Source organism: Mycobacterium sp. RTGN5 (assembly GCF_033804465.1).
In the GTDB taxonomy this organism is placed as follows: domain Bacteria; phylum Actinomycetota; class Actinomycetes; order Mycobacteriales; family Mycobacteriaceae; genus Mycobacterium.
Genome location: NZ_JAPZLA010000001.1, coordinates 2398201 through 2416074, shown reverse-complemented (window position 1 = coordinate 2416074; position 17874 = coordinate 2398201). Strand labels below are relative to the sequence as shown.

The window sequence follows — 17874 nt, the reverse complement described above, 5'->3', positions numbered from 1 at the left end:
ATTGCCCAGCTAGGGCAGCTTCGCGACCAGCTCCTCGACACCGACCCGGGGACCGGTGAAGAACGGGATCTCTTCGCGCACGTGGCGGCGGGCTTCGGTGGCCCGCAGGTCCCGCATCAGGTCGACGATGCGGTACAGCTCAGACGCCTCGAATGCCAGGATCCACTCGTAGTCGCCCAGCGCGAAGGCCGGCACGGTGTTGGCGCGGACGTCCTTGTAGCTGCGGGCGGCCATCCCGTGGTCGGCCAGCATCTTGCGGCGCTCGTCATCGGGCAGCAAATACCAATCCAGCGAACGCACGAAGGGGTACACGCAGACGTAATTGCCCGGCTCCTCGCCGGCCAGGAACGCCGGGACGTGGCTCTTGTTGAATTCGGCAGGCCGGTGCAGCGCGACGGCGCTCCACACCGGCGTGACGGCCCGCCCCAGCGTGGTGGTGCGGCGGAAGTCGCTGTAGGTGGCCTGGAGCGTCTCGATCCGCTCGGCATGCGTCCAGATCATGAAATCGGCATCGGCCCGCAGCCCCGCGACGTCGTAGAGACCGCGCACCACGACACCGTTGTCCTCCTGTTGCTTGAGGAACGTGGCGGTCTCGTCCACGACGGCGGCGCGGGATTCTTCGTCGTAACCCAGCTCCCCCGGTTCCACCGCGAACACCGAGAACATCACGTAGCGGATTGTGGCGTTGAGCTCGTCGTAGTCCAGTTTGGCCATGGCACCCATGGTGCCACGCGCGGTCACGCCTATCTGCGGATGGTGGCGGCCACCACACGTTCGGCCGCCCGGCCCGCCACCGCCACACACGCGGGCACGCCGATGCCGTCGAGGTAGTTGCCCGCGATCGCCAACGTGGGCGGGAGGTCCGTGCGCAGCCCGGCGGTCAGGTCGCGGTGGCCGGGACCGTACTGCGGCATCGCGTCGAGCCAGCGGTGCACCAGGACGTCGATGGGATCCACCGCGATGCCGAACACCGTTTCCAGGTCGGCCACCGCCCAGGCCTGCAGGTCGGCATCGGAGGTGTTGCGGGCCACGCCATCACCGAACCGGCCGAACGACAGCCGCAGCAATTCGGCGTTGCCGCGCGCCCCCCACTTGCGGGTCGACAGCGTAATTGCCTTGGTGTGCAAGCGTTCTCCGCTGGCCACCAGCACACCGGACTGCTGCGGCAGGGGGGTTCCACCGGGGACCGCCAGCGCCAGTACCGCCGCGGAGGCGACCGGGATCCGGGCGGCCGCCGCGGCGGCGTTCGGCGCGGTGTCAGCCAGCAGCGGCGCCAGCCGCGGCGCCGGTACGGCCACGATCACCGCGTCGGCACGGTGGTAGTTGCCCTCATCGTCGCGCAGGCTCCAGCCCTGTGCGTCGGGCGCGATGTGCTGTACCGAGGTCGGTATCCACCGCAGCCGGCTGCGGGCCACCAGTTCGTCCAGCAGCACCTGGTAGCCGCCCGCGATGGCGCCGAACACCGGGCCGCGGGGGGGGGGCCGGCGCCCCCCCCCCCCCCGCGGGGCGGGGCCGGCCCCCCCCCCCCCGACCGGCGTCGGTGAGGCTGGCGGCCCCGGCGTCCAGGGCGGCGGCCAGCGTCGGCGCCGCGGAGCGGATGCCGATGGTGGCCGCCGAGCCGGCGTAGACGCCGGACAGCATCGGGTCCACCGAGCGGGCGACCACCTGGGCGCCGAACCGGTCGGCGACGACGGCGCCGACGGCCGGGTCGGCGCCCGGTCGCCAGCTCAGCGGGCGGCTGGGTTCGGCGGCCATCTGCGCGATCGTCGCGTCGTCGACCAGGCCGGTCACCGAGGCCGCCGAGGTCGGGATGCCGTTGACGGTGTCGGCCGGCAGCGGGTGGATGCGGCCCTGGCTGTAGATCGTGGGCCGCACGCCGGTCGTGCTGATCTGGCGGCCGCCCAGGCCCAGTTCGGCCAGCAGTGCGGGCACCTCGGGGCGGCGCACCACGAAGGCTTCCGCGCCGATGTCGATCGGCTGGCCCCCGAGGCGTTCGGTGCGCAGGATCCCGCCGAGCCGGTCGGCCGGGTCGAACACCGTGATGTCGGCGTCGTCCCCGACCAGCACGCGTAGCCGGTAGGCCGCGACCAGACCTGAAATGCCGCCCCCCACAACGCAATAGCGGTTGCTCACAGCGAGTGCACTAAGCCGACCAGATCTGTCAGCACGCCCGGATCGGTGCCCGGCAGCACGCCGTGGCCGAGGTTGAAGATGTGCCCGGCAGCGCCGGCGTCGACCGCCCGTCGGCCGTCGTCGACCACCGAGCGCGCGGCACGCTCGACCGCCGGCCAGCCGGCCAGCAGTACGACCGGGTCGAGGTTGCCCTGCAGGGCAACGTTCGGACCGACGCGCAGCGCGGCGTCGGCCAGTGAGGTCCGCCAGTCGACGCCGACGACGCTGGCACCCGCCTCGCCCATCGCGCCGAGCAGTTCCGCGGTCCCGACCCCGAAATGGGTCATCGGCACGCCGTAGTCGGCCAGCGCGGCGAACACCCGCGAACTGTGCGGCAGCACATGGCTGCGGTAATCCGCGAGCGACAGCGTGCCCGCCCAGGAGTCGAACAGCTGGATGGCGTCCACCCCGGCGTCGAGCTGCACCTTCAGGAAGGCGATCGTCAGGTCGGCCAAATACTCCATCAGCGCATGCCAGGTCGAGGGGTCGGCCAGCATCATCGCCTTGGTCCGCTCGTGCTGCTTGCTGGGCCCGCCCTCGATCAGATAGGACGCCAGCGTGAACGGGGCACCGGCGAAACCGATCAGCGGAACGTCGCCGAGCTCGGTCACCAGCAGGCCCACCGCGTCGGAGATCGCGCTGACCCGCTGCAGCTCTAGGCTTTTCATGGCATCCACGTCGGCGGCAGTGCGCACCGGGTGGTCGATCACCGGGCCGACGTCGGGAACGATGTCCAGTTCGATGCCCGCGCCGCGCAGCGGGACGACGATGTCGGAGAACAAGATCGCCGCGTCGACGCCATGCCGGCGGATCGGCTGCAGGGTGATCTCGCAGACCATCTCGGCGTCGAAGCAGGCCTGCATCATCGTGTTCTTGGCCCGCAGTTCGCGGTACTCGGGAAGCGACCGGCCGGCCTGGCGCATGAACCACACCGGGACACGACTGGGCTTGCGGCCAGTGGCGGCGGCCAGGTAGGGCGCCTCGGGCAGCTGGCGACGGGTACTCATCGCGTCCATGGTCCCATGCGCCCGGGAGCCCAGCCCACGAAGCCCTTAGGCGCCCGACGGCATCAAATCGGCGCGCCTGCCCCCTCGACCTCGACGATAGGGCTAGCGTCAATTGCCGTGACCACTGCGGAACCAGCGGAATTCCGCGAGGCGGTGGCGGCGATGAGTACCGCCGAGGTACGGCCGGAGATCGAGCTCGGTCCGATCCGCCCACCTCAACGTCTCGCGCCGTACAGCTATGCGCTGGGCGCCGAGGTCAAGCACGTCGAGACCGAAATCGTCCCGGAAACCTCCGAGGGTGATGCGTTCGGCCGGCTGATCCTGCTGCACGATCCGGACGGCTCGGAGGCCTGGGACGGCACCATGCGCCTGGTCGCCTACATCCAGGCCGATCTGGACTCCAGCGAGGCCGTCGACCCGCTTTTGCCCGAGGTGGCCTGGAGCTGGCTTGTCGACGCCCTGGAGAGCCGCTCCGAGCACGTCACCGCCCTTGGCGGCACCGTCACGGCCACCACCTCGGTGCGCTACGGCGATATCTCCGGGCCACCGCGCGCGCATCAACTCGAGCTGCGCGCGTCCTGGACGGCCACCACCATGGCACTCGACACCCATGTGCAGGCGTTCTGCGAAGTGCTCGAGCACGCCGCGGGCCTGCCGCCGGTCGGAGTGACAGATCTGGGTTCCCGCTCACGCGCCTGACATGCCAGAACCAGATGATGACGACGCTGCAGTCGCGGCGCCCGATACCCCAGCCGATGACGCCCCCGAGGCGACTCCCCTGCTGTGCCCGGCCGACGGCGTGCCACCGCTGTCGATCAGCGTCGACGAGATCGCCCGCGCGGCAGAGCAGCTGGCGAAAGGCACCGGCCCGTTCGCGGTCGACGCGGAGCGGGCGTCGGGCTTCCGTTACTCCAACCGCGCCTACCTGATCCAGATTCGCCGCACCGGCGCAGGCACGGTGCTCATCGATCCGGTCAACCACGGCAACAGTCCGATCGACGTGCTGCGGCCGGTGGCCGATGTGCTGTCCACCGACGAGTGGATCCTGCACGCCGCCGACCAGGATCTGCCGTGCCTGGCCGAGGTCGGGATGCACCCGCCGGCCCTGTACGACACCGAACTGGCCGGCCGGCTGGCCGGCTTCGAACGGGTGAATCTGGCGGCCATGGTGCAGCGCCTGCTGGGGCTGGGTCTGGCCAAAGGACACGGCGCCGCGGATTGGTCCAAACGCCCGCTGCCCGACGCATGGCTGAACTACGCCGCCCTGGATGTCGAGGTGCTCGTCGAGCTACGGGAGGCGATCGCCGGCGTGCTGGCCGAGCAAGACAAAACCAGCTGGGCCGCAGAGGAATTCGAGCACCTGCGGCACGCCGATGCGACACCGACGCGGCGCGATCGGTGGCGGCGCACGTCCGGGATCCACAAGGTCCGCGACCGACAGACGCTGGCCGCGGTCCGGGAGCTGTGGACGGTCCGCGATCAGATCGCCCGGCGCCGCGATATCGCGCCGGGGCGGATCCTGCCGGACTCGGCGATCATCGCCGCCGCGGTGGCCGACCCCAAGACCGTCGACGACCTGACGAAGCTGCCGATCTTCGGCGGGCACAAGCAGCGCCGCAGCGCGAATGTCTGGCTGGCCGCGCTGGAGTCGGCCCGCACCAACCCGGAGCCGCCGGACACCGCCGAGCCGCAGAACGGTCCGCCGCCGGCGGTGCGCTGGGCTAAGCGCAAGCCGGAGGCCTCCGCCCGACTCGACGCCGCCCGCGCGGGATTGGCCGAACTCTCCGAACAGGTGCACGTCCCCGCCGAGAACCTGGCCTCCCCCGAACTCGTCCGCAGGCTGTGCTGGGACTGGCAGGACAGCGGCGACGTCAGCGCCGCGATCGACAATTTTCTGCGCGACAACGGCGCCAGGGAATGGCAACGCACACTGGTGGTTCCGGTGCTGGCCGCGAAGTTGGGGCCGGCTCAGGACTAGTCGAGGCGCTCGCTGGGGTGACGCTCGTCAGCGTCGAGCGCACCCAGCGCGGCCACCCAGCCGGTGACCTGGCGGGCGATGTTCTGCTCGGTCAGGCCTACCGCCTCGAGCACCTCGCTGCGGCTGGCATGATCCAAGAACTGTTGCGGCACAGCAAGATCCCGGCACGGGACGTCGATCTCGGCGGCACGCAGCGTCGCGGAGACTGCCGAACCCACCCCGCCGCGCACGCCGTTGTCCTCCATCGTGACCACGAGCTTGTGCGACGTAGCAAGGGGCGCAATCGCATTCGGCACCGGGATCACCCAGCGGGGATCCACGACGGTGACCCCGATCCCCTGATTGCGCAGCCGCTGAGCGACCTTGAGCGCCATCCGCGCGAACGATCCCACCGCGACGAGCAGGACGTCGTTGCCGAGGCCGTCGGTCGGGCGCGCCAGGATGTCCATACCCGAGAGCCGCTCGAGCGCGGGAATGTCCTCGCCCACTTCACCTTTGGGGAAGCGGATGGCGGTCGGGCCGTCGTTGATCTCCAGCGCCTCGCCCAGCTCCTCGCGAAGGCGGGCGCCGTCGCGCGGCGCGGCCACCCGGATGCCGGGAACGATATTGAGCAGCGACATGTCCCACATGCCGTTGTGGCTGGCGCCGTCGCTGCCGGTGATCCCGGCCCGGTCGAGCACCATCGTCACTGGCAACTTGTGCAGGGCGACGTCCATCATGATCTGGTCGAACGCCCGGTTGAGGAACGTCGAGTAGATAGCCACCACCGGGTGCAGCCCACCCATCGCCAGCCCGGCTGCCGAGGTCATCGCGTGCTGCTCGGCGATCCCGACGTCGAACAGCCGGTCCGGGAAACGATCCCCGAATGCCGAAAGGCCGGTCGGGCCCGGCATCGCCGCGGTGATCGCCACGATGTCGCGCCGTTTGGCGGCATAGGAGATCAACGACTCGGCGAACACCGACGTCCAGCCCGGCGCCGAGGACTTCGTCGCCAGCCCGGTGTCGGGATCGATGACCCCGCAGGAGTGCATCTGGTCGGCCTCGTCGTTCTCGGCCGGCGCATAGCCCATGCCCTTGCGCGTCACCACGTGCACGATCACCGGTGCATTGAAACCGCGGGCGTGCCGCAGGGCGGTCTCGACCGCGTTCTCGTCGTGCCCGTCGATCGGGCCGACGTACTTCAGGCCGAGGTCGGTGAACATCACCTGCGGGGACAACGCGTCCTTGATACCGGCCTTCACGCTGTGCATGGCCTGGTAGCAGGCTTCGCCGACGACCGGCACACCGCGTACCGCGACTCGGCCGCGCTCCAAGAACCGCTCGTAGCCCGGTTGCAGGCGCAGCCCGGCCAGATGATCGGCCAGCCCACCGATGGTCGGGGCGTACGAGCGGCCGTTGTCGTTCACGACGATCACCACCGGCCGGCGGGAGGCCGCGATGTTGTTCAGGGCTTCCCAGCACATACCGCCGGTCAGGGCGCCGTCGCCGACCACCGCCACGACGTGGCGGTTGCGGTGGCCGGTCAGCTCGAAGGCTTTGGCCAACCCGTCGGCATACGACAGCGCGGCCGAGGCGTGGCTGGACTCGACCCAGTCGTGCTCACTTTCGGCGCGGGACGGATAACCCGACAGGCCGTCGCGCGTGCGCAACGTGTCGAAGTCGGCCGCGCGACCAGTGAGCATCTTGTGCACGTAGGCCTGGTGTCCGGTGTCGAAAAGGATAGGGTCGTGCGGAGAGTCGAAGACCCGGTGCAACGCCAGCGTCAGCTCGACGACTCCGAGGTTCGGCCCGAGGTGTCCACCCGTGGCAGCGACCTTGTGGATCAGGAACTGGCGAATCTCGGCAGCCAGTTCGGTGAGCTGCGCTTGGGACAGGTGTTGCAGATCGGCGGGGCCGCGAACCTGTTCAAGCATCTGGCCAGTCTACGCACCCGTGCGTAGATCAGTCCTGATGAGACTCGTAGATGTCGGGCACCCCGTCGTGGTCGTCATCTTGGTTCTCCAGCTCCCACACCGTGCGGTAATGCCGGTTGCGCAGCCGCAGTACGACCGCCGCGAGCACGGCCGCCAGCAAACTTCCCGCGAGCACGGCGACCTTGACGACGTCGTGGCGTTCGGAGCCCGGTTCGTAGGCCAATTCGCCGATCAGCAGGGATACCGTGAAGCCGATCCCGGCCAACATGGAGATGCCGAACACGTCGACCCAGCGCAGTGCCGAGTCGAGGCTGGCGCGGGTCAGCTTGGCCAGTGTCCAGGTGGTGCCGAACACCCCGATTGTCTTGCCTGCGACCAGGCCGAAGACGATGCCCATTGCAATCGGATCGCGCAGAGCTGTGATCAAACCGTGATAACCGCCGAACGTCACACCGGCGGCGAAGAACGCGAAGACCGGCACCGCGAAGCCCGCCGACAGCGGCCGCATCCGGTGCTCGAAGTGCTCGGCCAGCCCGGGTCCGGCGTCGGGTCCGCCGGCCGCTGCGCTGCGCAGTACTGGCACCGTGAAGCCCAGGAGCACCCCGGCCACCGTCGCGTGCACCCCGGATTCGTGGACGAACGCCCAGGTGAGCACCGCCAGTGGGATCAGTAGCCACCAGGAGCTGATCCGGCGCTGCACGAGGACCGCGAACACCGTCAGCGGGATCAGCGCGACCAGGAGCGCGACGACGTTGATCTTGTCGGTGTAGAAAACCGCGATCACGGTGATCGCGAGCAGATCGTCGACGACGGCCAGCGTCAGCAGAAACGTCCGCAGGGCGCCTGGCAGGTGGGTGGACAGGACGGCGAGCACGGCGACCGCGAACGCGATGTCGGTGGCCGTCGGGATGGCCCAGCCACGGCTCGCGCCGGCGCCCTCGGGCAGCGTGAAGGCCACGAAAATGGCCGCCGGTGCCACCATGCCGCCCACCGCGGCGGCGATCGGCAGCGCGGCGCGACCGGGATCACGCAGGTCACCGGCGACGAACTCGCGCTTGAGCTCGAGGCCGACGACGAAGAAGAAGATCGCCAGCAGCCCATCGGCCGCCCAGCCGCCCAGACTCAGATCGAGGTGCAGGCCGAGCCGGTCGGTACCGAGATGCAGGTCGCCCAGTCGGTCATAGGCCGCCGACCACGGCGAGTTGGCCCAGACCAAGGCGGTGGCGGCGGCCAGAAGCAGCAACGCCCCACCGACGGTCTCCTTGCGCAGGATCGAGGAGATCCGCGAGGTCTCCGACCACGACCCCCGCGCGAATAAGGCGTGACGCATCTCACTTCACCAGCAGTGCCACACACTCGACGTGGTGGGTCAGCGGGAACGAGTCGAACACCCGGATCTGCTCGACGGCGTAGCCGTGCCCGCGGTACAGGCCGATGTCGCGGGAGAACGACGCCGCCTCGCAACCGATGTGGATGACCCGCGGCACCGCGGCCGCCGCGAGCAGATCGATGATCTCGCGCCCGGCCCCCGAGCGCGGCGGGTCCAGCACGGCGATGTCGGCACCCTCGCGCTGGGCAGACAGCGCCCGGCGCACCGAATCGGTGAGCACCTCTACCCCGGGCAGATCGGCCAGTCCGGCACGCGCGGCCCCCGAGGCGGCGCGTGAGGTGTCCACTGTCAGCACCCGTCCGCCGTCGCCGACCGCGTCGGCGAGTACGGCGGCGAACAACCCCGCGCCGCCGTACAGGTCCCACGCCTTGGCTCCCCTGATGTCCTGCGCCCAGCCGGCCACCAGCGCGCTGTACGTCGTCGCGGCGTCGCGGTGCGACTGCCAGAACCCGGTGACCGGCACGCGCCAGGCTCGCTCCCCGACGCGTTGTACCGAGTCGAACTCGCCCTCGGCCCGGTGACCACGGCGCTGCTGTTTGTTGTTGCACACGATGTGCCGGGTGCCCTCATCGTCGGCGACCACGTGCACCTGATCGCCCGGTTTCCAGCGCGATCCGTCCAGCCCGTCGACCAAGCCGTCACGCAACTGGCCGCAGCGTAGGTCGGTGACCAGCTCAGAGCTGTGGTACCGGTGAAATCCCGCGTGGCCGTTGCTATCCACGGCCAGTCGGACCCGGGTTCGCCAGCCACGGGGCGCACCGTCGCCCAAGGGTTCGGCCACCCCGTCCCAAGCGAAGTCTCCGAGCCGGGCCAGCTGGTTGGCCACCACCTGACCCTTGAGAACCCGGGCCGCCTCGGGACTGGCAAAGGCCAGGTCGCAACAGCCGGCCTTGCCCACCCCGGCGATCTCACAGAGCGACTCCACCCGGTCTGGCGATGCTTCGAGAATCTCGATTGCCTCAGCGTGCCAATAGGATCCGCGGTCGCCGGTCACGCGCACGCGCACCACCTCGCCCGGCAGCGCGTAGCGGACGAATACGACCCGCCCGTCATGGCGTGCCACACAGCTGCCCCCGTTGGCGGCCGCACCGGTTGTGAGCACCAGCTCGACCGCATCCCCCTCAGTCACTATCGATTCACTCCAGGAATCCTCTGCGCACGTCACCGGGTGCGTTCTGCACCGGCAAATCATTCACCCGTTCCGACGAATTAAGTTGCCAGGGAACCGAAGTCACCATCACGTTGGGCATGAACAGCAACCGGCCCTTGAGTCGCAATGCACTTTGGTTGTGCAGCACCTGCTCCCACCAGTGACCGACCACGTATTCGGGGATGAACACCGTCACCACCGTGCGCGGGGCTTCCTTGCTGATCCGCGTGACGTAGTCCAGGACCGGTCGGGTGACCTCCCGGTACGGGGAGGCAACGACTTTGAGCGGGACAGTGATGTCACTGTCCTCCCACTTGTGCACCAGCTGGCGAGTCTCGGAGTCGTCGACGTTGACAGTGATTGCCTCCAGCACGTCGGGCCGGGTGGCCCTGGCGTAGGACAACGCCCGCAGCGTCGGCATGTGCAGTTTGGAGACCAGCACGACGGCGTGGTTACGGCTGGGCAAGACCACCTCGCCTTGCTCGGCTTCCTGCTCGGCCAGCTCGCGGGCCACCGTGTCGTAATGCTTGTGGATGGCCTTCATCACGATGAAAAGGCTTGTCATGGCGAGGATTGCGATCCAGGCGCCGGCGACGAATTTGGTGACCAGAACGACGATCAGGACGGCGCCGGTGGCGATGAAGCCGATCGTGTTGATCACCCGCGAGCGCATCATGTGCCGGCGGGCCCGGGGATCGGTTTCGGTGCGCAGGTGCCGTGTCCAATGCCGAACCATGCCGATCTGGCTGAGCGTGAACGACACGAACACCCCGACGATGTACAGCTGGATCAGCGCGGTGACTTCGGCGTTGAACGCGACGACGAACGCGATCGCGGCCGCCGCCAGGAACAGGATGCCGTTGGAGAAGGCCAGCCGATCGCCGCGGGTGTGCAGCTGGCGCGGCAGGTAGCGGTCCTGCGCCAGAATGGAGCCCAGCACCGGAAATCCGTTGAACGCGGTGTTGGCGGCCAGCACCAGGATCAGCGCGGTGGCGCCGGTGATCAGCCACAGGCCCAAGGGGAACCCGGCGAACACCGTGTCTGCCAGCTGGGCTACCAGAGTCTTCTGGTGATAGTTCGCCGGCGCCCCGCCCAACTGCTCGTCCGGCCGTTCGGCGATCTTCACCCCGATCTTGGTCGCGAGCACGATGATCCCGATCAGCAGGCCGACCGAGATCGTCCCCAGCAGCAGCAGCGTGCTGGCGGCGTTCTTGGACTTGGGCTTACGGAACGCGGGCACCCCGTTGCTGATCGCCTCCACACCGGTCAGCGCCGCACACCCCGACGAAAATGCACGCGCCACAAGGAACACCATCGCGAAACCCATGACGTCGCCGTGCTCGGAGTGCATCGAGAACTTGGCCGACTCGGCCTCCAGATGATCCCCAAGCACATAGATCTGGAAGAAGCCCCAGATCAGCATGATGAACATGCCGACGATGAAGGCGTAGGTCGGGATGGCGAACGCGGTGCCCGACTCGCGGATACCGCGCAGGTTGGCTGCGGTCAGGAGCACGATGGCAGCGACCGCGAACGCCACCTTGTGCTGGGCGATGAACGGGACGGCCGAGCCGATGTTCGACATCGCCGAGGCCATCGACACCGCGACCGTCAGCACGTAGTCGACCAGCAGGGCGCTGGCCACCGTCAGGCCCGCCGTCGGCCCCAGGTTGGTGGTCACCACCTCGTAGTCGCCGCCGCCGGACGGATAGGCGTGCACGTTCTGCCGGTAGGAGGCCACCACCACGAGCATCACCAGCGCGACCATGACGCCGATCCACGGCGCCATCGTGTAGGCCGACAGGCCCGCCACCGAGAGCACCAGAAAGATTTCCTCGGGTGCGTAGGCAACCGATGACATGGCGTCGGAGGCGAAGACCGGCAAGGCAATGCGCTTGGGCAGCAGCGTGTGGCTCAGCTTGTCGCTGCGGAACGGCTGCCCCAGGACCAGCCGACGGGCGGCGGTCGAAAGCTTAGACACGAGTGCCAAGACTAGGCCCATGGCGGTTTGGCTGTAGCGTTCCCCATACGGTCGGGTCGGCGCACGACGAAGTCGAGAGGACGCCAGGTGCGGGTTGTGGTGATGGGATGCGGCCGCGTCGGCGCGTCGCTGGCCGACGCTTTGTCCCGGATCGGCCATGAGGTGGCCGTCATCGACCGGGATGCGACGGCCTTTCACCGGCTGTCTCCGGATTTCTCCGGCGAGCGGGTGCTGGGCATGGGATTCGACCGAGAAGTGCTGCTGCGCGCGGGAATCGAGGACGCCGACGCGTTCGCCGCGGTCTCCTCCGGCGACAACTCCAACATCATCTCCGCGCGGGTGGCCCGCGAGACGTTCGGCGTGCAACGGGTCGTCGCGCGGATCTATGACGCCAAGCGTGCCGCGGTCTACGAGCGGCTGGGCATCCCGACGGTGGCGACGGTGCCCTGGACCACCGACCGCCTGCTGAACGCGCTCGTGCGCGACACCGAGACCGCCAAGTGGCGTGATCCCACCGGCACGATGGCCGTCGCGGAGGTGACACTGCACGAAGACTGGGTCGGGCATCGGCTGACTTCCCTCGAGGAGGCCACCGGCGCGCGGGTCGCCTTCGTGATCCGGTTCGGCACCGGCATCCTGCCCGAGCCCAAAACGGTCGTCCAGGCCGGCGATCAGGTCTACATCGCGGCGATCTCGGGGCGCGCCGCCGAAGCGCTGGCGATGGCCGCGCTACCGCCTGGCCCGGACGTCGGAGAGGGGCACTGACAGATGGGTGACAAACGGCTCAAGGTGGCGATCGCCGGAGCGGGTGCGGTCGGCCGCTCGATTGCCCGCGAACTGCTCGAGAGCGAGCACGAGGTGACGCTCATCGAGCGCAACGCCGAACATCTTGACGTCGACGCGATCCCGGCCGCGCACTGGCGGCTCGGCGACGCCTGCGAGATCAGCCTGCTGGAGTCGGTACACCTGCATGACTTCGACGTCGTCGTTGCCGCCACCGGCGACGACAAGGCGAATGTGGTGCTCTCCCTGCTGGCCAAGACGGAGTTCGCGGTGTCACGCGTGGTGGCCCGGGTCAACGATCCCCGCAACGAGTGGCTGTTCGACGACTCGTGGGGCGTCGACGTCGCGGTGTCCACGCCGCGGATGCTGGCCTCGCTGGTGGAAGAGGCCGTCGCCGTGGGCGACCTGGTGCGGCTCATGCAGTTCCGCCAGGGCCACGCCAACCTCGTCGAAATCACCCTGCCCGACGACACACCGTGGGGCGGGCGGCCGGTGCGCAAGCTGATCCTGCCGCGCGACGCCACGCTGGTGACCATCCTGCGCGGCCCGAGGGTGATCGTGCCGGAAGCCGACGAACCGCTGGAAGGCGGCGACGAACTGTTGTTCGTCGCGGCCCCCGAGGTGGAAGACGAGCTGCGGAAGACGGTGCTGTCGACCTAGCCGGTCAGTCGGCAGCCGGTGCGCCGTCGGTGGCGTCGCTGTCCGCGTGCGCGGCGTGGACCGCCCGCTGGGCGACGCGGATCGCCAGGTAGGTGACCAACGCAGCCACCCCGGTCAGCGGCCAGCCCATCGCGATGCGGGCCACCCCCAGCCAGCCGGTCTGATCAAGGTCGTAGAGATGCCGCTGCACCACGAATCGCGACGCGAACACCAGCACCCACGTCAGCGTCGCAATGTCGAAGGCGACCACCGCGCGCCGGCTGCTGCGCCAGCTGCGATCGTGGCTTTGGATCCAGCTCCAGGCGTAGCCCACGATGGGCCGGCGAATCAGCACCGAAACGGCGAAGACCCCCGCCCAGATCAGGGACGTCCAGATGCCGAGCAGGAAGTAGCCTTTCGACGCCCCGACGAGCCACGCGATCAGCGCGCTGATCCCGACGCCGATGAAGCCGGAGACGGCGGGCTGCACGGAGTCGCGGCGGTAAAGGCGCCACACCAGAATCAGGGCGGCGACGCCGAGCGCCGCGGCGATCGCAGGTATCAGGCCGAACGCGGTGTTCACCGGGACCAGCACCGCGACGGGCAGTGCCGAGTAGATCAGCCCGCTGACGCCGCCCATCTGGGCCAAGAGCGCCTGGCCCGGAGTCTTCTCGGCAGGCGGCGTCTCGATGGATTCTTGGGAGCGGTCGCTATCTTCGACGGGACGGCTCAAGTCTGGATCTCGTAGTGCGGGTTGTAGATGGCCTTGGTGCCGTTCTCCAACGTGCCCAACCGGCCGCGGACGCGCAGGGCGCGACCCGATTCGATTCCGGGGATGCGGCGCTGCCCGAGCCAGACCAGCGTCACGGTGTCAGTGCCGTCGAACAGCTCGGCGCGTACCCCGCCTGCGCAGCCCTTGGCATTCATGTCCACGCTGCGCAGGGTGCCCACCATGGTGACCTCTTGGCCGCGCTGGCAATCGATTGCTCGCTGCGCGCCGGTGTGTGCGGCATCGTCGGTGAGTTCTTCGACATCTCGCTGCTCAGGGTCCTCCGTCAACCGACGGGTGAGACGGCGGACAAAACTTTCGGCCGTAGCCATGGCCTCTCCTGATACTTCAGCGGATCACATGCCAACGCAACGCTAGACCTGTTGGTTCCCGAATGCCATGTGGCATACCCGCGGCGACGGTTGCTAATGCGTCACAGGCAGGATCGTGAGATGACGATCACATTCCGGGGCGCCACCGCGGTGCTGCTGGCCGGCACCGGCTCCGACGACGACTACGTCTACCGAGCCTTCGCTGGGCCGCTGCACGGGGTCGGCGCGGTGGTGACGACGCCCCCGCCGCAGCCGGCCCGGCTGGTCGCCAGCTATCTCGAAGCGCTCGACAACGCCGCCCGTCAGGGCCCGATCATCGTCGGAGGCGTGTCCATCGGGGCCGCGGTGACGGTCGCCTGGGCGCTGGCGCACCCGAGCCGCGCGGTGGCGGTGCTGGCCGCGCTGCCGGCGTGGACCGGGTCGGCGCCATCGGCTCCCGCCGCGCTGTCGGCCCGGCACACGGCCCACCAGTTGCGGACCGCCGGTCTGGTCGCCACGACCGCGCAGATGCGGGCGTCGAGCCCGGCGTGGCTGGCCGACGAGCTCACCCGCAGCTGGCTGGGCCAGTGGCCCGAGCTGCCCGACGCGATGGAAGAAGCCGCCGGCTACGTCGCACCGAGCATCGCCGAGTTGGAGCGGTTGAGCGTGCCCATGGGTGTGGTCGGGGCAACCGACGATCCGATCCATCCGCTGGAGGTGGCGCTCGAGTGGGTGTCGGCCGCGCCGCACGCGGCGCTGCGGACGGTCAGCCTCGACGACTTCGGCCCCGACCCGACAGTGCTGGGGGCAGCGTGCCTGGCTGCGCTGGAGGAGGCGGCGGGCAGGAGCGAAGCGACCGGGGGAACTAGCTCAGCGGCGGGCTAGCCGCCGGTGCTGGAGCTGCGTAGCTGCTGCATGGCCGAGCCCGACGCGCTGCGCCGCTCGGTCGGCAGCTGGCCCTGCGCCTGCTGCTCCTGCACCAGCGCTTGTTGGGCCTCCACCATCTGAGCCTGCTGGGCGGCGGCCTGACGCAACTGCTCGAGCATCGGCTCAGGCAGCTGGACGGGCAGCGGGGTGCGCACCGGCAGCGGCGTGTCACCGCGCCGTACAACGGTGTCGGCCAACGCCTCTCTCGCTTCGGCGACGAGGTTCGACATGGCTTCCGGGGCGCCGTTGACCACGCAGCGGATCATCCAGCGGTAGCCGTCGACCCCGATGAAACGCACCACACCGGCACCGGTACCGACCACCTCACGACCCCAGGGACCGGTCTCGATGGACACCGCAGCGTTGTCCTTGCGCAGCGAGTCGGCCAGTTCCTTGGCCACTTCCCGCCACAGGCCGGGCGACTTGGGTGCCGCGTAGCCGGCGATGGTGAACCGCCCGTTGGGCGTCACCACCCACACCGCGCTCGGCACGCCGACCTCGTTCAACTCCACCTGAATCTGGCCGCCGGCGGGCATCGGGACCAGCACCGAGCCGAGGTCGAGCCGAGCCTCGGCGGCCTCGTCGGGGTTGTCGAAGTCCTCGACATCGAAAGGGCCGCCGTCGTAGTCGGCGACACCGTCGTCGACGTCGTCGGGCTCAGAGGCTTCGGTGACCTCGGAAGCCTCAGCGTCTTCCGGTGTCTTGTCCGCAGCCTCGCGGGTCTCGGGTTCGTTCTTACGTCTGCCGAATGCCATCACAAACTCGCATGTCCGCCGGAGGATCCGTGGCCGCCTGCGCCACGGGTGGTGTCAGCCAGTCCGGCCTCGTCGAACGAGGCCACCTCGACCAGCTCTGGAAGTTCGACCCGCTGGACCAACAGCTGGGCAATGCGGTCGCCGCGCCGGATCGTGATCGGCGTGGCGGGGTCGAGGTTGATCAACGACACTTTGACTTCGCCGCGATACCCGGCGTCGATCGTGCCGGGACTGTTGACGATCGAAAGCCCCACGCGCGCAGCCAAACCGGAGCGCGGATGGACCAGACCGACCATGCCGTGCGGGATCGCCACGGCGATCCCGGTGCAGACAAGGGCACGGTGGCCGGGCGCCAGATCGACGTCTTCCGCACTGAACAAATCCACACCCGCGTCGCCGTCGTGGGCGCGGCTGGGCATTGGGAGATCGCGGTCTAGGCGAACCACCGCGAGACTGGTTGGCACGATGCCACAGACTACCCTTGGCCGCGTGTCTGGTTCGCGTGTGACCTCGCAAACCGTGCGGTACCGCGAACGGCTCTGGGTGCCGTGGTGGTGGTGGCCGCTCGGTCTGGCGTTGGCGGCACTGATCGCCAAGGAAGTCACCATGGGGGTGCGCACCTTGCCCACCTGGCTGCCCTACACGCTGCTCGGTGCCGTCGCAGCGGGCGTGTTGCTGTGGCTGAGCCGTACCGAAGTTCGAGTGGTGACCGACGGTGCCGAGGTCGAGCTATGGGCCGCTCAGGCCCATTTACCGATGTCGGTGGTGTCCCGGTCGGCCGAGATCCCGCGCACGGCGAAGTCGGCGGCACTGGGCCGCCAGCTGGATCCGGCCGCCTACGTCCTGCACCGAGGTTGGGTAGGCCCGCTGGTCCTGGTCGTTCTCGACGATCCCGACGATCCGACGCCGTACTGGCTGGTCAGCGTGCGCCACCCGGATCGGGTGCTGTCCGCGCTGCGGAGCTGACTCGCGCGGCTAGGCCGCGCAGTCCGTGCAGATCATCACGCCGTTCTTGTCGCTGGCCAGCCGGCTGCGGTGGTGCACCAAAAAGCAGCTCGAGCAGGTGAACTCGTCGGCCTGCTTCGGGACGACCCGCACCGACAACTCCTCGCCGGACAGATCCGCGCCGGGCAGCTCGAAATTCTCGGCGGAATCGGTTTCGTCGACATCGACCACCGCCGACTGTGCTTCATTGCGGCGAGCCTTCAGCTCTTCGAGCGAGTCCTCGGACACCTCATCGGTCTCAGTGCGCCGCGGAGCGTCGTAGTCGGTAGCCATTCTTGTCCCCTCCAAACCTCAGCATGGCTTTGTACCAGCGTCGAACGGATCCACCAAACGATTCATGCCCAGATCACCCATATCCGGGTGTGATTTACGTCACATGGATTGATCTGGTGCAACGGGCGTGTTCCGCAGGCACCCACCCGGTGCCTCTAGAGTGCATCCGTGGTCGCTCACATCACGGAGGGCACGGCCTTCGACAAGAACGGTCGTCCGTTCCGTCGGCGCAACTACGTGCCCGGACTCATCGCCCTCGGCGTCATGCTCGCGATCACCGCCGTGGTGTGGGGTTTCGTGCTGACCCGCCCCGTCGATGTGCGGGAGGCCGCGGCCTGCAACCCGCCGCCACCGGCCGCCGATCCGGGCGCCCCCAAGCTCGGTGAGCAGGTGTCGCACGCCTCGATGCTCGACGTCGCACCGGCCAAGCTTGTCGACACCAAGATCCGGGTCTTCAACGCCAGCGGCCAGGGCGGCCAAGCCGGTGAGGTCGCCGGCGCACTGCGGGACGTCGGCTTCGCTCAGCCGACCGCGGCCAACGATCCGATCTACGCCGCCACGCGGCTGACCTGCCAGGGCCAGATCCGCTTCGGATCCAGCGGCCGGGCGAGCGCAGCGGCCGTGTGGCTGGTGGCGCCCTGCGTCGAGCTGTTCCAGGACGACCGCAAGGACGATTCGGTGGACCTGTCGATCGGCACCGACTTCACCACGCTGGCCCACAGCGACGACATCGACGCCGTCCTGGCCGGCCTGCGCCCGGACGCCACCGAGCCCGCCGACTCGGCGCTGATCACCAAGATCCACAACGGCACCTGCTGAGC

The 17874-nt window shown here is 69.0% G+C and carries 18 protein-coding genes and 1 pseudogene; 7 read left to right on the top strand and 12 right to left on the bottom strand.

What is annotated here, in order from left to right:
- Positions 1-9 precede the first annotated feature (9 nt).
- From hemQ to hemE, 3 genes and pseudogenes are all read right to left on the bottom strand, one after another.
- Positions 10-714 carry a hydrogen peroxide-dependent heme synthase gene (gene hemQ, locus SLQ31_RS11785; protein ID WP_319432450.1) on the bottom strand — a complete coding sequence of 235 codons (705 nt, stop codon included), beginning with the start codon at positions 712-714 and terminating at the stop codon, positions 10-12.
- 29 nt (positions 715-743) lie between these two features.
- A pseudogene (locus SLQ31_RS11780) lies at positions 744-2133 on the bottom strand (protoporphyrinogen oxidase).
- Positions 2130-3179, bottom strand: coding sequence for a uroporphyrinogen decarboxylase (hemE, locus tag SLQ31_RS11775; RefSeq protein ID WP_319432448.1), 1050 nt, complete (start codon positions 3177-3179; stop codon positions 2130-2132). The pseudogene SLQ31_RS11780 and the gene hemE overlap by 4 nt, the downstream one beginning before the upstream one ends.
- A 162-nt stretch (positions 3180-3341) precedes the next feature.
- On the opposite strand from hemE, the gene SLQ31_RS11770 reads away from it, so the two are divergent.
- Both SLQ31_RS11770 and SLQ31_RS11765 read left to right on the top strand, forming a co-directional pair.
- A complete protein-coding gene (locus tag SLQ31_RS11770) occupies positions 3342-3878 on the top strand; it encodes a DUF3000 domain-containing protein (RefSeq protein WP_319433063.1) in 537 nt (178 codons plus the stop codon).
- 1 nt (position 3879) lies between these two features.
- The gene (locus SLQ31_RS11765) at positions 3880-5157 is read left to right on the top strand and encodes a ribonuclease D (RefSeq protein WP_319432446.1); all 1278 of its coding nucleotides are present in this window, start codon (positions 3880-3882) and stop codon (positions 5155-5157) included.
- Here the strand turns inward: SLQ31_RS11765 and dxs are convergent.
- From dxs to SLQ31_RS11745, 4 genes are read right to left on the bottom strand one after another with little or no spacing between them, the layout of a single operon-like run.
- Entirely contained in the window at positions 5154-7070 is a 1917-nt protein-coding gene (gene dxs, locus SLQ31_RS11760) for a 1-deoxy-D-xylulose-5-phosphate synthase (protein WP_319432444.1), read from the bottom strand. The two genes, SLQ31_RS11765 and dxs, sit on opposite strands and share 4 nt — an antisense overlap.
- Positions 7071-7098: 28 nt before the next feature.
- Positions 7099-8400 carry a Na+/H+ antiporter NhaA gene (nhaA, locus tag SLQ31_RS11755; protein ID WP_319432442.1) on the bottom strand — a complete coding sequence of 434 codons (1302 nt, stop codon included), beginning with the start codon at positions 8398-8400 and terminating at the stop codon, positions 7099-7101.
- 1 nt (position 8401) lies between these two features.
- Positions 8402-9652: a class I SAM-dependent RNA methyltransferase gene (locus SLQ31_RS11750; RefSeq protein ID WP_413641789.1), complete on the bottom strand. Its 1251-nt coding sequence runs from the start codon at positions 9650-9652 to the stop codon at positions 8402-8404.
- Positions 9597-11591, bottom strand: coding sequence for an APC family permease (locus tag SLQ31_RS11745; RefSeq protein ID WP_319432440.1), 1995 nt, complete (start codon positions 11589-11591; stop codon positions 9597-9599). Before SLQ31_RS11745 ends, SLQ31_RS11750 begins: the two co-directional genes overlap by 56 nt.
- A gap of 87 nt (positions 11592-11678) precedes the next feature.
- Between SLQ31_RS11745 and SLQ31_RS11740 the strand changes: the two genes are divergently transcribed.
- Both SLQ31_RS11740 and SLQ31_RS11735 read left to right on the top strand, forming a co-directional pair.
- Complete coding sequence (locus tag SLQ31_RS11740; protein ID WP_319432439.1) at positions 11679-12356, top strand: TrkA family potassium uptake protein; 678 nt, start codon at positions 11679-11681, stop codon at positions 12354-12356.
- Positions 12357-12359: 3 nt separating this feature from the next.
- The gene (locus tag SLQ31_RS11735; protein WP_319432438.1) at positions 12360-13034 is read left to right on the top strand and encodes a TrkA family potassium uptake protein; all 675 of its coding nucleotides are present in this window, start codon (positions 12360-12362) and stop codon (positions 13032-13034) included.
- A 4-nt stretch (positions 13035-13038) separates the two neighbouring features.
- On the opposite strand, the gene SLQ31_RS11730 is transcribed toward SLQ31_RS11735, so the two are convergent.
- Both SLQ31_RS11730 and SLQ31_RS11725 read right to left on the bottom strand, forming a co-directional pair.
- Positions 13039-13746, bottom strand: coding sequence for a DUF3159 domain-containing protein (locus SLQ31_RS11730; RefSeq protein WP_413641786.1), 708 nt, complete (start codon positions 13744-13746; stop codon positions 13039-13041).
- Positions 13743-14114, bottom strand: coding sequence for an OB-fold nucleic acid binding domain-containing protein (locus tag SLQ31_RS11725; RefSeq protein ID WP_319432437.1), 372 nt, complete (start codon positions 14112-14114; stop codon positions 13743-13745). The genes SLQ31_RS11730 and SLQ31_RS11725 overlap by 4 nt, the downstream gene beginning before the upstream one ends.
- Positions 14115-14234: 120 nt before the next feature.
- Here SLQ31_RS11725 and SLQ31_RS11720 point away from each other — a divergent pair, with 120 nt between their 5' ends.
- On the top strand, positions 14235-14978 hold the full coding sequence (locus SLQ31_RS11720; RefSeq protein WP_319432436.1) for an alpha/beta hydrolase: 744 nt from the start codon (positions 14235-14237) through the stop codon (positions 14976-14978).
- Here SLQ31_RS11720 and SLQ31_RS11715 read toward each other — a convergent pair.
- Together SLQ31_RS11715 and dut are read right to left on the bottom strand one after the other, a co-directional pair.
- A complete protein-coding gene (locus SLQ31_RS11715) occupies positions 14975-15778 on the bottom strand; it encodes a DUF3710 domain-containing protein (RefSeq protein ID WP_319432435.1) in 804 nt (267 codons plus the stop codon). The genes SLQ31_RS11720 and SLQ31_RS11715 overlap by 4 nt on opposite strands.
- Positions 15775-16239 (bottom strand): dUTP diphosphatase, encoded by a 465-nt coding sequence (gene dut, locus SLQ31_RS11710; RefSeq protein ID WP_319432434.1) that lies wholly within the window; start codon positions 16237-16239, stop codon positions 15775-15777. The genes SLQ31_RS11715 and dut overlap by 4 nt, the downstream gene beginning before the upstream one ends.
- 25 nt (positions 16240-16264) lie before the next feature.
- On the opposite strand from dut, the gene SLQ31_RS11705 reads away from it, so the two are divergent.
- Complete coding sequence (locus SLQ31_RS11705) at positions 16265-16741, top strand: DUF3093 domain-containing protein (RefSeq protein ID WP_319432433.1); 477 nt, start codon at positions 16265-16267, stop codon at positions 16739-16741.
- Between the two features lie 9 nt (positions 16742-16750).
- Here the strand turns inward: SLQ31_RS11705 and SLQ31_RS11700 are convergent, their stop codons facing one another.
- Positions 16751-17053 carry a DUF4193 domain-containing protein gene (locus SLQ31_RS11700; protein WP_005145714.1) on the bottom strand — a complete coding sequence of 101 codons (303 nt, stop codon included), beginning with the start codon at positions 17051-17053 and terminating at the stop codon, positions 16751-16753.
- A gap of 168 nt (positions 17054-17221) precedes the next feature.
- On the opposite strand from SLQ31_RS11700, the gene cei reads away from it, so the two are divergent.
- Positions 17222-17872, top strand: a complete 651-nt coding sequence (gene cei, locus SLQ31_RS11695) for an envelope integrity protein Cei (RefSeq protein WP_319432431.1) — start codon at positions 17222-17224, stop codon at positions 17870-17872.
- Positions 17873-17874: the final 2 nt, after the last annotated feature.